Origin of the sequence: Segatella maculosa DSM 19339 = JCM 15638 (genome assembly GCF_000382385.1) — a bacterium.
GTDB classification, from domain to species: Bacteria; Bacteroidota; Bacteroidia; order Bacteroidales; family Bacteroidaceae; genus Prevotella; species Prevotella maculosa.
Genome location: NZ_KB908319.1, coordinates 295627 through 310705, shown reverse-complemented (window position 1 = coordinate 310705; position 15079 = coordinate 295627). Strand labels below are relative to the sequence as shown.

The 15079-nt window shown below is 51.6% G+C and carries 8 protein-coding genes; 2 read left to right on the top strand and 6 right to left on the bottom strand.

What is annotated here, in order from left to right; genetic code table 11:
• The first annotated feature begins 4 nt into the window (after positions 1-4).
• Together H164_RS0101220 and H164_RS0101215 are read left to right on the top strand one after the other, a co-directional pair.
• A complete protein-coding gene (locus H164_RS0101220) occupies positions 5-1606 on the top strand; it encodes a RagB/SusD family nutrient uptake outer membrane protein (RefSeq protein WP_019966945.1) in 1602 nt (533 codons plus the stop codon).
• A gap of 2 nt (positions 1607-1608) precedes the next feature.
• Positions 1609-3132 (top strand): ComEC/Rec2 family competence protein, encoded by a 1524-nt coding sequence (locus H164_RS0101215; RefSeq protein WP_019966944.1) that lies wholly within the window; start codon positions 1609-1611, stop codon positions 3130-3132.
• 1140 nt (positions 3133-4272) lie between these two features.
• On the opposite strand, the gene H164_RS0101210 is transcribed toward H164_RS0101215, so the two are convergent.
• From H164_RS0101210 to H164_RS0101185, 6 genes are all read right to left on the bottom strand, one after another.
• Entirely contained in the window at positions 4273-4701 is a 429-nt protein-coding gene (locus H164_RS0101210; protein ID WP_019966943.1) for a lipocalin-like domain-containing protein, read from the bottom strand.
• On the bottom strand, positions 4698-6293 hold the full coding sequence (locus H164_RS0101205; RefSeq protein WP_019966942.1) for a capsule assembly Wzi family protein: 1596 nt from the start codon (positions 6291-6293) through the stop codon (positions 4698-4700). The genes H164_RS0101210 and H164_RS0101205 overlap by 4 nt, the downstream gene beginning before the upstream one ends.
• 44 nt (positions 6294-6337) lie before the next feature.
• Complete coding sequence (mfd, locus tag H164_RS0101200) at positions 6338-9784, bottom strand: transcription-repair coupling factor (protein WP_019966941.1); 3447 nt, start codon at positions 9782-9784, stop codon at positions 6338-6340.
• A 2-nt stretch (positions 9785-9786) separates the two neighbouring features.
• Positions 9787-10533 carry a polyprenol monophosphomannose synthase gene (locus H164_RS0101195; RefSeq protein WP_019966940.1) on the bottom strand — a complete coding sequence of 249 codons (747 nt, stop codon included), beginning with the start codon at positions 10531-10533 and terminating at the stop codon, positions 9787-9789.
• A 529-nt stretch (positions 10534-11062) separates the two neighbouring features.
• Positions 11063-14416 (bottom strand): DEAD/DEAH box helicase, encoded by a 3354-nt coding sequence (locus H164_RS0101190; RefSeq protein ID WP_019966939.1) that lies wholly within the window; start codon positions 14414-14416, stop codon positions 11063-11065.
• Positions 14409-14915, bottom strand: coding sequence for a methylated-DNA--[protein]-cysteine S-methyltransferase (locus H164_RS0101185; RefSeq protein WP_008565432.1), 507 nt, complete (start codon positions 14913-14915; stop codon positions 14409-14411). The genes H164_RS0101190 and H164_RS0101185 overlap by 8 nt, the downstream gene beginning before the upstream one ends.
• Positions 14916-15079 lie beyond the last annotated feature (164 nt).

Genomic DNA, 15079 nt, shown 5'->3' with positions numbered 1-15079 from the left:
AAATATGAATGAACCAATGAAATACTTCGGCCGTTTCTTCACGGCAATCGCCTTGTCGTTGCTCCTCAATGCCTGCTTGGACGAACACCCGAAAGGCCTCATGGAGGAGGATAAAGCCTACACTTCGGCCACCACGCTCTATCTTAATACCGTGGGAAACCTTTACCTTCAGATAGGAGGTCATGCAGATAGCCAGGGATTACAGGGCACTTACCGCGGCGTTTACGACTATAATACGTTCACAACTGATGAAGCTATGCTCCCGATTCGTGGCGGTGACTGGTATGATGGCGGATATTGGCAGAATTTATACCTGCATCAATGGACCGAAACCGACCTTCCTTTGCTCAATACTTGGAACTATCTCTACAAAAGCGTGGGCCTTTGCAACCACGCCCTCAAGGAGATTGACCGCCATAAACAGCTGCTTACCGACCTACAATACAAGGAATTCACGGCCGAAGCTCGCGGTCTTCGTGCGCTATTCTACTTTTATATCATGGATATGTGGGGCAATGTGCCCCTCATGATGCAGGAAAATGTATCGCTGAAAGACGTGAAGCAATCGACAAGAAAGGACGTGACAACGACGCTTATTGCCGAACTTCAGGCCGCAATTCCCTATCTTTCCGATGCCCATAGCAACCATGAAGGTAACTATTATGGCCGCTTTACGCGCCCTGTGGCCTATTTCTTGCTGGCCAAAATCCTGCTCAATCATGAGGTTTATCTTGGAGATAAGACGTTGAAATTCACTATCGACGGCCATCAACTCAATGCCCTTCAGGCCTGCATTGCCTGCTGTGACAAGATAACCGAGGCCGGATATGCCCTCGAAAGCAACTATGCAGCGAACTTCTTCGTGCACAATGAGAACTCTAAAGAGAACATTTTCACAATCCCGATGGATAAGATTCGCTACGAAAATAAGTTTCTTAACCTCTTTAGAAGCCGGCATTACAGTCACGGAGGAGCCATAGGAATGAACGCAGAGAACGGAAGTTGCGCCACGCTTTCCACGCTTTCGACCTACAAATACGGCACTCCGCAGGTGGATAAACGCTATGCCATCAACTTCTTCAGCGACACTTTGCGCGTCGATGGCAAGGTGGTTTATCTCTCCAATGGCGAACCTTTGGTCTATCGTCCTTTGGAAGTGGCCCTCAGTCTCACAGGAAGTAAATACGAAAAAACGGCAGGTGCGCGCATGGCCAAGTACGAAATAGACCGCACGGCCCATGATGATGGCCGCCTACAAGACAATGATATCGTGCTATTTCGCTATGCCGACGTGCTCTTAATGAAAGCCGAAGCGCAGTTACGCAGCGGACATGACGGCTCAATCGCCATGAACCTTGTGCGCAACCGTGCTGGGATGGCGTCGCTACCTGCCACACTTTCCAACCTACTTGACGAGCGTTTGCTCGAATTTATGTGGGAAGGTTGGCGACGAAATGACCTCATTCGCTTCGGACTTTTCCACAAAGCCTACGACGTACGCAGGCCTATTGAGGGCGAAAACACGCGCTTTACCTGCCTGTTTCCCATTCCCAAGGGTGTCCTTCAGCGCAATACAAACCTTAAACAAAACCCGGGTTACAAGTAAAGATGCAGGTAAACGGTCGCCTACAACGCTATCCGCTGCTACGCATAGCCCTCTTTTTGATTATCGGAATCGTGGTCGGCGACGCCTGTTATCCCGCAGTCGGCACGGCGGTTTGGCTCGTCTGTGCCGTCACGGGCCTTGCGGCTGCCTTCCTCTTCAGGTCGGAATGGGGGCGAAACGGCGGCATCTGCTTCGTCACTTTGGCGTTGGGAGCCGCCTTGATCAGCCGAAGCGAGCGGCAAACAGACCGGCCGTTGCCGCGGAATGAGAGCCGTTACGAGGCCGTTCTCACCGATAATCCCGTGCCAAAGGGAAAGACTTTGCGGTGCGATTTGCTGCTCGTTCAGCTCAACGGACAGCCACTCAGCAAGCCCATAGCCGTGAAAGCGACCGTCTTGAACGACCCCAATGCGCCGCTACGGCTGCAAACCGGCAACGGCATCATCGCTTCATCGGTTCTTGAAAAGCCGAAAAACCGCCTGCAAAATCCCCGTTTCGACTACGCACTTTGGCTGAAACGACACGGCTATCAGGCCGAAACGTTCATTCCATATTGGCAGTTGCGGACGGCAGTCTTCCCCGTTCGGCTCGGTCGTCTGCAACAAATCGTCTTGCAGGCCCGCTGCTTTCGCGACCGAATCGTCCGACATTTCCGCCGGCAACACGCCGAACAACAAGACGAAGCCCTATTGGAAGCGATGGTATTGGGCAGCCGTCAGGCGCTCGACAAGGCCACCCGCGAAGCTTATGCAGCCTCCGGTGGCAGCCATATCCTCGCACTTTCGGGGCTGCATCTCGGCATTATCTTCAGCATTTTCCTGCTGGTTTTCGGCCAACGTGGCGTGGGTTTGACGCTATCGGTAATGACAATGTGGACCTTTGCGGTGCTTGTTGGCCTGCCAACCTCGGTGGTTCGCAGTGCCGTGATGCTCACTATCTATGCCTTTACCCGTCTGCTTAGCCGCCAAAGCAGCGGTCTCAATGCGCTGGCCTTGGCCGCCTTGGTTATCCTTGTGGCCCATCCTATGGCGCTGTGGGACGTAGGTTTCCGGCTGTCGTTCATGGCCGTGGCCGGTATTCTCATCGTTTATAAACCGCTGTTCGATGTGTTCAACCCCACAAACCGACTGCTCCGGTGGGCTTGGGGAATGACTTGCGTCTCTGTTTCGGCCCAACTCTTCACGTTTCCCCTGCTGCTTCACTACTTCGGACGCTTCTCTTCGTACTTCTTACTCACGAATTTCATCGTCATTCCTGCCGCAACACTCCTCCTCTTTCTGGCCTTTCTGCTCTTGCTCTCCACGCCTTTTGCGGCCTTGCAAGCCCTGTTTTTCCATGCTATGACCACCATTGCAGGTTACATGAACACGGCCGTCACCGCCATTTCACGCCTACCTTGCGCCTCGCTCGACGGCCATTACATCTCTGCATGGCAGACCTTCTGCCTCTATGTCGCCCTCTTTGCGCTGATAGGTGCGTACCGAAGGTTCCAAACCAAGAAAGAACTTGAACGAACCGGACCTTGATGCCGGGCCGATACAAGCCATATGGTGCAGCGAAGCATGCCGTTTCATGGCAGAAAATAACCGATACGGCAATGTAGGGACTTGGGCTTTGAACATTGAACATTGAATATTGAACTTTAGGATTTGTTGCCTTTGAACTTTGAATTTTGAACATTGAACTTTAGGATTGGCCGAATGGCAGGCTGATTTGCGGGCAAGAGGCATGTAGGGACGCACGGTTCGTGCGTCCGTTCCATTCAAAATGTTGTGCATATATACATGGTGTTTTGAGCGGACGCACGGGCCGTGCGTCCCTACATGCATTCGATTAGCTCGCCCCGTCAGCCATTTTACGCATTCATATGGCCTATGTGGGTATGTAGGGACGCACGGCTCGTGCGTCCGTTTCATTCAAAATGTGTGCATATATACATGATGTTTTGAGTGGACGCACGAGCCGTGCGTCCCTACATGCATTCGATTAGCTCGCCCCGTCAGCCATTTTACGCATTCATATGGCCTATGTGGGTATGTAGGGACGCACGGTTCGTGCGTCCGTTCCATTCAAAATGCACGCGTATATACATGGTCTTTTGAGCGGACGCACGAGTCGTGCGTCCCTACATCATTCAAACAGTTTTCTAATATGGCCCATATTGCGCGGTAAAATGGGCCATATTAGGCGGTGAAATGGGTGAGATTGCACGGTAAAATGGCTGAGATTGGAATGCAAGGTGCAAGTCGTTGATTATCAAATCAAATCATATAGGGGCGCACGGGCCCGTGCGTCCGTTCGCATTTCAGTTAACAGTAGACAAGTAAATGAGTAGACAAGTTGATGGTTATACGGTATATAAGGACGCACAGCCCGTGCATTTACGATTTCATTCACATGGAACGGACGCACGGCCCGTGCGTCCCTACACCGCTTCCCCTGCCATTTTGCAGATATGAGTGCAAAACAAGCATGCCGAAGCAGGCGAGGTCTACCCCTACTTTAGACAAGATGTAGTCCTACTTTAGATGGCATCTACTCCTACTTTAGACGAGGTGTAGTCCTACTTTAGATGGTGTCTACTCCTACTTTAGACAAGATGCGGTCTTGTTTTAGCCCACGTCACCAGCCGATGTGCATCGAGTTCGATGCGCAAACGGCAAGAATCAAAGCTTCAGCAGGCGCAAACGGAGTGTCTTCGAGCGCAGGATCAGCTTGCTGTTTGATAGGTTTTCAATCTCAAAACCCTCTTGCAGACCGTTCACACCAAAGGGTCTTACGGTCTCGACGTCCGTGATTTTGATGTCATCTTTATCGCGGTCGGAGAGGTAGGGCGACGATAATAAGAGGCTGTCACCCCGATGTTCGAAGCTGAAATAGAGGTCGCTCCCGCCCTTTGTGTCGCGCATTTCTAACAAACGGCCCTGAAAAGCCCACGTCAGGCCGCTCGTTTTCAAGTCCAAGGAGTGCCGGTTTGCAAGCGTGTCCACGGCCCTCAGCTGCCAGAAGCCATCGAGTTTGCCGTTGTCGGAGAACTCTATTGTGCAGCTTGTCAGCAGCAATAGCAGTGCCAAAAGAGATGTGTTTCGTTTCATTTCCGAGTGCGTTTGATATTGAAAATCCCTGATTTCGAGAGCGTAATCTGCCCACCTATGTTGTTGCCATAGAGCTTTCCGGCGTCCAATCCGAATGCTCCTGTCACGCTCCAGCCTGCAAACCGCATGCCTTCGGGGCAGGTGTAACGGGCTTCAAGCATGAGACTGAAGTCTTCTTTCGGGTCGGGATAGAAGTCATAATAGGTGCCGTAGCCTTTCTGATAGGTGGCCAGCAAGCGATAGTCTAAGCCGTTTTGCAAGCTTCCTTCGGCCCCGAAGTGCCACGCAACGAAGCGGTTATTCTTCACTTCTACCGTGCCTTCGGTGTTATAAAGCGGCGACATGTAGAGCGGATTGCCCATCGTCATGCCCCAATGTTGCCAACCTGTGAAGAGATAATGGTTGTAATAGCTGTCTCGTCCACATATATGTTCGTTGATATTTGCCGTATGATCGTGATAAACGGGGCCGCCCTGATACTTCGTATAGAGGTATTCTGCGACCAATTTCCTTAGCCAAGGCGTCGCTTTCAGGCGTAGTTCGGCCCCCAACATCCAGTCTTTGAAGTCGTAAGCAAAGTATTTTGAGCGTACTTGTTTGTGTGCATCTGCTCCCTTTCCCCAGCCATTTTTGTTGATATGTATCATGGAAGAGTTGTCTTCAAAGTATTGATCGGCATAGCAACTCAGGCCCCATTGCGCGTTATCATAGTTGAAACGGGCCACCCAACTGCCTAAGTGATTGCCCTCTTTGTTGACGAATTTGCCGTCAGTAGCATCTGAACCGCCGGGGAAAAAGGCATTCCAAAACGAGCGAAGTCCGCTTTGGTTCTTGATTTTCACCATTTGATTGCCCTGCCGAATGAATGATTTCCCGCCGAACTGGCACGCCATTTCGAGGCCCAATTCAAGGGAGAAGGGGAGCTGCTCGGGCTTTCCAATCATCAGATAGCCTGCTTTGCTGTGGAAGAGCACCCCTTTTGTGTAGCGGTTTTGCCCTTGTGTGAAGTCATGTTGCCACGTATCGTCGGTCGTTTTGCCGAAGGCAACGTGCCCTTTCAGGCGCAACCAGCGGCCAGTAAAGGGCAGAACCCAATATTCGGGCAGCGATAATCGCACCTGAGGAACAGGCCTTGCGTTGATACCCAAGGTCTGTGAACCCGACGAAAGCCGGTTGTCTTTCAGCTCCATCGGCTGCTCTTTCGCCCCGATTGTCACCACGCCGTGCAGCCATCTGGCCTCGACAAAGGCCTGTTGCACGACAAATTGGCTCGTGAAACCCGTGGGGAGAGCCAAGTCTATGCCGTATCCTATGCCCCAACAACGGTCAGAATCGCGTTCCAAAGGGCGCATCATGGTGGCCCGGACATAGCCGTTTGTGGGTTTTAATGTGCTTAGTCCGTAGCGATTGGCAGTGAACCAAAGGGGCGATTTGCCGCTCGCCGTACTCCCTTGCCACGTCAATTGATAGTGAAGACGGTGTGTCAAGTCTCGCTTGTTCAGGCTGTCTGCCTGCCCGTCATGGGCAGAAAGCAAGGTCGAACCCGCCAGAAAGAGGGCCGTGGCAAGTAATGTTCTCGGAGATTTCTTCATCAATAAAAGGCAAATAAAAGTGAAACCATGTGTCTGCATGCCCGCTAATGCGCTGCAACCTTCCCTTGAAGCATGTCCCGAAGCACACCGACGGCCTCTTCGACCGTGGGAATGGCATTGATACTTAGCAGCCGTCGCGTGCCAACTTGCTTGAAATCGCACCGCCGGGGGTGGCTTCCTACGTAGTCAATAACAGTGGAAAAGGTGCGGCTTTGATAGTAGGCACTGTCGGGATCGGCCACGAATTGCATGTTCATCTTGCCTTGTCGGAGCATGATTTTCTCGCATCCGAGCTGCTTACCCAGCCTGCGAAGCGGCACAACTTGCATGAGTTCGCGTCCTTCATGCGGCACTTTTCCGAAGCGATCTTCCAAGCGTTGGCGATAAGCCTCAAGGTCTTTGTCGTCGTTGATGCTGTCAAGTTCGCGGTAAAGCAGCATGCGTTCGCTGCTTCCGGGCACGTAGTTATCGGGCAAATACATCTCAAGGTCGCTCTCAATGGCACAGTCTTCGACGAACATTTCGCCTGTATCGTTGCCATCTGCCAGCTGTTCGGCGTAAATATCATGGAACTCGTCGTGCTTCAGCTCTGTAATGGCTTGGCTAAGTATCTTCTGATAGGTCTCAAACCCCAGGTCTTCCATGAACCCACTCTGCTCTGCTCCGAGCAAATTCCCTGCACCTCGTATGTCAAGGTCCTGCATAGCGAGGTTGAATCCGCTTCCCAATTCCGAGAAATTCTCAAGGGCTTCAAGTCTTCGGCGGGCCTCCGGGGTGAGCAAACTCTTTGGAGGTGCGAGCAAATAACAAAAGGCCTTGCGGTTACTTCGGCCCACCCGACCTCGCATTTGATGCAAGTCACTGAGGCCAAAGCGGTGAGCATCGTTGATAATCATGGTGTTGGCGTTACTGATATCGATGCCGTTTTCAACGATAGTTGTTGAAAGTAACACGTCATAATCATAGTTCATAAAGCCCATAAGCACCCGTTCAAGCTCCTCGGGTGGCAGCTGTCCGTGGCCAATTGCTACGCGACAGTCGGGCACATACTTGTGAATAAGGTTGGCAACTTCCTGCAATCCGCTGATACGGTCATGGACAAAGTAAACTTGTCCGTTGCGACTCATCTCGAAATTGATGGCATCTGCAATCACTTCATGGCTGTAATTGGCCAGCTCGGTATGTATGGGATAGCGGTTAGGTGGCGGCGTTCGAATGATACTCATGTCGCGTGCGCCCATCAAAGAGAACTGAAGTGTGCGCGGAATCGGCGTTGCCGACATCGTAAGCGTATCGACATTGGTCTTCAATCGGCGCAGTTTCTCCTTGGTGGATACGCCGAACTTCTGTTCTTCGTCAATGATCAAGAGACCCAAATCGTGCCACTTCACGTCTTTTCCTATCAGCTTGTGCGTTCCAATCAAGATGTCTATCTTACCTTCGGAAAGGTCGGTCAGCACCTGTTTTGTCTGCTTTGCCGACCTTGCCCTTGAGAGATAGTCCACCCGGACGGGCATTCCTTGCAGTCGATTCTTGAAAGTTTGATAGTGTTGATAGGCCAAAACGGTCGTCGGAACGAGCACGGCTACCTGCTTACTGTCGCAGGTTGCCTTGAAAGCGGCACGCACTGCGACCTCCGTTTTGCCGAACCCTACGTCGCCACATACCAACCGGTCCATCGGTCTTTGGCTCTCCATGTCGGCCTTTACCGCTTGGGTTGCTTTGCTTTGGTCGGGCGTATCCTCGTAAATGAAGCTGGCTTCGAGTTCGTGTTGCAGGAAACTGTCGCCGCTGAATGCGTAGCCCTTTTCGTGACGACGCTGTGCATAGAGCTTAATCAGGTCGCGGGCAATGTCTTTGATGCGCTTTTTTGTCTTCTCTTTCAGCCGTTCCCACGCTCCGGTTCCAAGCATATTGAGACGCGGAGGCCCACTATCTGCCCTACGATACTTGCTTATCTTGTAAAGAGAATGGATACTAACGTCCACTTTATCGTTGTGTTGATAGACAATTCTTATCATTTCCTGATAGCTATTGCCTGTCGGAACGCGCACAAGTCCGCCGAATTTGCCGATACCATAGTCCACATGGACGATGAAATCGCCCGGTTCCATCTCCTGAAGTTCCTTCATCGTGAGGGCCATCTTGCCTGCTCTGGCCTCGTCGCTCTTGAGATTGTACTTGTGGAAGCGGTCGAATATCTGATGATCTGTAAAGAAACACACCCTTAAATCATCGTCTGCAAAGCCTTCATGCAGCGTTTTGTTGACGGGTTCAAACTTGATTGACCGCGCTTTCGGGCTGTCCATGTCGGCAAAGATGTCCTTTAATCGTTGCGTCTGTCGCTCACTATCGGCCAGAATATAGAGCTGATAGCCCTTCAACATATAGTCTTCAAAGGTGTCAACCAGCAGGTCGAAGTTCTTATGGAACAAGGGTTGGGGCGTGATGTTGAACTTCAATACACTGTATTTCGACGCATCTTGCCTTACATCTGCCGCCGTCTTACCGGCATTCATGCCGAATTCAACCCGGCGAAAGCTGGTTGCTTCTTCCGTAAAACGGTGGGCCGTGAGGAGCGAAGCCTCTTTGTTCAGCTCGCTTAAAATCTGCTTTTGCTCCATCTCCGTGGCCCCTTCGAGTCGCTCGGCGACGGCTTGTTTGGCGAAACCTTCATGGTAAACGCGGTCGATTACATCGTGAATGTAGGCAAAATCCTTCACAACGAGCACGCTGTCTTCAGGCAGAAACTTCAGAAAAGAAATCTTTTCAGCGGTCAACGTGGCCAGTTCGGGCACGATTTCTGCCTCGTTCCGTCGGTCTTTCGACAGCTGGTCCTGCACTTCAAAGGTGCGAATGGTGTCGATTTCCCGCCCGAAGAAGTCGATACGGAACGGATATTCGCAACTGAAAGAATAGACATCGAGAATGCTTCCACGTACGGCAAACTGCCCGGGCTCGTAAACATAGTCCACTTCCTCAAAGCCATAGCCGCGCAAGGTGTGCTCCACTTCGGTGATATCCACCTGCCCTCCGACCCTCAAAGACAGTCTTTGCGCGTCTAACCGTTGCTTGGAAACCACCAATTCTGACAGTGCTTCGGGGTGAGAAACAATGAAAAGAGGTGCCGAACTGCCTGCTTCTCGGGCCGAAATACGGGCCAATACCTCTGTTCGCAATATCTCATTGGCACTGTCGCGCTGCCCATATCTGACCGAACGCTTGTAACTTGACGGGAAAAACAACACGTTTCTCGTACCCAAGACTTGTGTCAGATCATGATAAAAATAGCCGGCTTCGTCGGCATCCTGCAAGGCAAAGAGGAACGTCCGCGCCGTTTTTTCGGCCACAGCAGCAAAGAATAGGGGCGTAGCCGAGGCCATCAAGCCTTGCAAAAAGACGTTCTCGGCCTTCTCGTCCTCCAGCAGTTTCAGCAAAGCCGCGGCCTGTGGAGCCTTCACATAACGTTGTTGTAGTTCGCGAATGTCCAAACCTAAGCCTTCATTTTAGGGTATTTGCGAAGCCAACCGTCGAGCCTCAGCCGCATCACACCAAAGAAAGCCTCGCCGAAAATGCCCCCGTTCATCTTGCTGACGCCCTCACGTCGGTTGACAAAAATCACGGGAATCTCTTTTATTTTGAACCCTATCTTGTGGGCGGTGTACTTCATTTCGATCTGAAAACCATAGCCTTTGAAGCGCACTTCGTCCAAAGGTATCGTCTCAAGAACGCGACGTTTGTAGCAAACAAAGCCCGCCGTGGTGTCGTGAACGGCAAAGCCCGTGACGAAACGCACGTACTTTGACGCGAAATAACTCATCAGAACGCGACCTATCGGCCAGTTGACAACGTTCACACCGCACACATATCGCGACCCGATGGCCACGTCGTAGCCCTCCCGGGTGGCTGCATAAAGGCGCGGAAGGTCGTTGGGATCGTGGCTGAAGTCGGCATCCATCTCCGTCACATAGTCGTAACCGTGAGCCAAAGCCCATTTGAATCCTGTGATATATGCCGTTCCGAGGCCCAGTTTCCCCTTGCGTTCGATGAGGAACAAGCGGTCGGTAAACTCGCTTTCCATCAGCCGTTGCACGATAGAAGCAGTGCCATCGGGGCTCCCATCGTCTATGACAAGGACGTGAAAATACTTTTCCAAGCCGAAAACGGCACGTATGATCTTCTCTATATTCTCCTTTTCATTGTAGGTAGGAATGATGACTAAGGAATCACTTTCATGCATATTGCTGTTCGATTTTAGTACTGCAAACTTACATAAAATAATCGAATTCCACGCTTGCGAGATGAAAAAAAGAGTGAAAAAAGGCGAGGTTGGCGTCTGGTGCCAACGCTGTTGGCAAGATTTTCGTCGATATACCGCTTGCGGTTAAGGGGATTAAAACGCGATGCTTTTCATGTTGGAAATCAACGACTTACATTCTGCGTTCCAATCACAGCCATTTTACGGTGCAATCTCAGCCATATTAGCCGCTAAAATGGCTGAGATTACCGTGCAATATAGCTGAGATTGTAAACCGATTGGACGGGTGTAGGGATGCACGGCCCGTGCGTCCGGCCCACGTTTCAGTTGACAGTGGACAAGTAAACGGGTGGACAAGTTGATTGTTTCGTGCTGAGCGGACGCACGAACCGGGCGTCCCTACATTGATATCATGGCCGGGTTGATGTATAAAATGGTTGATATTGTGGGCCGTGTGTCCCTACATTCGCGTGCAACGCCTTTGTTGTTGCCTCCTTTTCAAATCATTTTGTTAGCGGAGAGGCATGCCGTTGCTCTCTTCATGGAGAGCAATTGAGGGCGAGGTCTCAATGAGTTCCTTGAAAATACGGTCTTGTTTGAGGAGCTTTTCATTGCCCGTCAGAATCAATTGGCGGCGTGCCCGCGTGATGGCTACGTTGAGTTTGCGGTCGATAATGTGCCCGTTTTCCTCGAAACAGTTGGCCGTCAGGAAGCCGAGTTGATAGCGGTGACGCACCGTGAACGAATAGATTATCACGTCGCGCTGGCTGCCTTGATAGCGTTCCACGGTGTCGATGCTGATTTGTTCGAGGGCTTTTATCCCCATTTTCTCTATCTCTTTGCGTATCATGGCAATCTGATTGCGATAGGGAACGATGACTCCGACGGTCTTGTCGGCATCAAACCGCTCGGCATAGAAGCGGTGAATGCGACCCAAAAGACGGGCCACAAGCCGCGCTTCGTGGGGGTTTACCTTGTCGGAAACCTGCGGATTGCCACTGAATTCCGACGGAATGAAGAGCACACGGTGGCTTTTCAGCGCGTCGTCGAGGGCATCAATGGAAGGCAAGGTGTAGTCGAGTTGCTCCTCTAACTGATGGGGAAGGGGAACAGGTTTCAGCCGTTCTTTGAAGTAAAACATGCGGTTTGGAAAGGCAGCAATGGCCGGATGCATACGCCCTTGTGACTGCAATACGCCCACAAAGTGGCTCCTTTCGGCGGCTTCTTCCACATGAATGAGGCGCTCGAAAAGCGAGTTTCGGCAGTTAATCAGGCCGATATTGTTAAGTTGTTTGTCGTGAACGGCCGACACGTTTGGCTCTTGTTGCACCACTGCGGGCAGTTGTTTGTGGTCTCCGATGAGGACGAATTTCGGCAAACGTGACAGCAATCCCACGAGATGAGGCTCCAAAATCTGACTCGCTTCGTCGATGATGGCCATCGAGAATGACTTGAGTTCGAAGAGATAAGTCTTGCTTTGGAGCGTGCTGGTGGTGCCGACAATGACCTGAGATGACTGCAATTGCAGGCGAATGTGGTTCAGATTGGGGTGCTGTTCGATGTATTCCGTGAGCAGATGTGAGCGATATCGCTTGTCACAACTGTAGGGATTGCCGATGCGAATGTAGTCGATAGCGTTGTCGGAAAGCATGCCGCAGATTTCATCTACGGCGCGGTTGGTGTAGCTCATCAGCAGGATTGACTGCCTTTTTGCCAGTGCTTCACGCACCATGAACTGCAGGGCCATGCTCGTTTTGCCCGTTCCCGGAGGCCCCACGAGCAGGAAATAGTCCTTTGCCTGAAAGGCTTTCAGCAGCAAAGGGTCGTAAGTAGGGTGATAGCTTCTTGTGAGTTGCACGGCAGCATCAAGCTCCGGGGCACGCTGGGCCAGCAATAATTGCCGGCAACTTGGGGCCGATGAAACGAATTGATGCAGCGAACGAATGGCCGAAGTGGCGGCAATATCGCTGCCACTGTGCTCGATGGCCCACACGTTTCCAGCCTTCGGAATGGGGTTTACGGTCTTGATGGTGACGCTATCTGTGTGGATTTCGATGAGGTTTCCCTTGAAAAGGAGCGCCTTTCTGACGTCGGGTTCTTCCGAAGGGCTATAGGAATAGAGGTAAACCATGTCGCCCAAGCGGAAGTTGGGCAGGAAGTCTTCGCCCTGATCGGGCACATTGAGTGTGATAATATCATAGCCGTTGAGTTGCTTGCTCTTTGCTTTTCGGGCAATGGTGAGGCCGGTATAGATGTTTCCCGTCTCTTTTTTGACGGCCAAAGGCATGTTCCATAGGTCCGCCATACTGTTGCCCAAGCCCTCTTGCGCCCCCGTTTTTGCGGCCAATTGTTCGCGGAAAACGAAGGTCATCATGCGTTCGTAGTAGGCCTTTTCGAGTGGCGTGAGCCGGTGAAGCGGCTCAATGACACTGTTGAGACGGGGCTGAATGTAGTTGAAAAAGAATGGCGTTGCGAGGTGACGTTCGTTGAGAATGTCGGCCGAAAGGGCCTCCGTTGTGCTCTCAAAGCCATTGAGTGCGAAGCCGAATTCATTGGCAACGATGCGGTTGCGCAGCCGGATTGCCTCGCGAAAAAGCTTTTGGTAGAAGTTCACAACGACCAATCCACCCGGCAAAGGATACTTGGAATAGAGCAGTCGCATGTCGATATTGTGACTCGAAATGCGGAAGTTTTGCCGCAGAACTCCGTAATATAGCAACAGTTGGACATAGTGTTCTTCCTTCTGAAAGCTGCCATATTCGTTCGGTTTTTGGCTTTGAATGTTGTAGTTACTGCCTGCTTTTTGCTCCACAAGTAGCTTGAAATCGGTAGTCATTAGGTCGACACGGCCTTGCAATCCCAGCTGTTCGCAGACGAAAGATGGCTCAAGGACGGCTTTTTCCCGACTGAAACTGCCGGCTTTATGCGGCTTTTTGGGGTCGCTGTGAAGGTCGCCAAAGAGTTCGGTTACAATGTTCTGAATGTTTTGGGTCTGCCGGAGTGCGGCCGCGCGGAAGTCTTCTTTGCGGTTAAGGTCGTCGCAAGTGCAGTATTCCAACGCCTTGTCTTTGAAGTTCTTCTTAAAAGTTTCTTGCCAAAGATAGCGTCCGTTGCCATTGATGATGTCGTCGAGTGCGGTGCCGGCAAAGTTACCCAAGAGGATAGCCTGACTGTTTGCGGGCGGCAACATGGCGTTGACGAGGTAGGAAAACGGGTGATGTCCGTAGTCTGTAAAGCAGCGGGCGATGCTGCTGATGTCGAGAAGAAAGTCGGGTTCATAGACAATTAAGGAGGCTTCTTGGGCTGAATCGACGTCGATAAGGTTTACTTGTGCGCCGGCATGAAGCAGGGTTTTGAGATACGATTGGTGGGGTTTCAGCCGAATGGTGAGCTGCTTTTCGGTGGTATCTTGGTCGATATTGACGGTGAAACTGTCGTCGGTAACCTCGTTGACAAGGCCGCGAACGCAACGATAATCAATGCGGTTATAGTCCTGCGGCTTGTCTTCCACGGGCAGTTTGCCCACGAGAAAGGTCGGAATGTCGGCATCAAAGACCGCAGAAACGAACACGGCGAGGGCCCGACAGGCATACATCAGTTCCTCATGCGACAGACTTTCCGACCTGTTGCTGGCCCTTCTCATGCGCTGAATGGCTATCGTATCGCCCACGGACACACGATGTTTCTTGCAAAGGAAGTCCACTTGGGCAAACAAGTTGCCGAAGGCAAGGTTACTTCCTGCTAGTCCTTCGCTGCATGCAAGCACCAATGTCTCGTGCAACAGCTTGTTGACAACGCTCGTTTCGGCAGAGATGGCGGCCTCGATACGGCGGAAAAGTTCGTCGCTTGCTATGAAATCAGACATTTTCCGTTGTCGTTTTTTCCCACGCGATGAGTTGTTTCTTCAGTTCACGCCCCCAATGATACTCGCCCGTCGTGCCGTCTTTGTGGATAATTCTGTGGCAGGGCACGAGCAAGGCGATGCGATTTTCGGCCACGGCAGAGGCCACAGCGCGCACCGCTTTGGGCTGTCCTACGCGCTCGGCCAACTGCTGATAGGAGATGGTTTCGCCCTTTTTGGTCTTTAAAAGCGTGCGCCACACCTTCTTTTGGAAGTCGGTTCCGCGCAGGTCGAGCGCCAGATGATGGTCGTAACCATCAAAGATAACGCGCTTCACCGTGTCGGCCATGCGGTCGTTTTGGGTCGTCGGGGTGTACGTTCCCCAGTGTCTTGCCAGTTCATGTATCACTTCCATGCGGTTCCAACCCAAGAACTGGAGGTCGCAAATGCCGTCGATCGTTCGGGCAACGATGATGGTTCCGAACGGTGTTTCGGCGAATCCATATACGATTTCGTTAGCCATTGTTGTGCTTGGAATAATCTTTGATTGAGAAAACGTCGTAAAACATGCGGCGTTATTTGCCTTATATCGTCGCACATTCTGCGACAAAAATACGCATAAAATGTAGCAAAAGCAAGAAAGATGGGCTGAAAAGTGGCGTCATATGCCAAATGTTCCTTGTCACC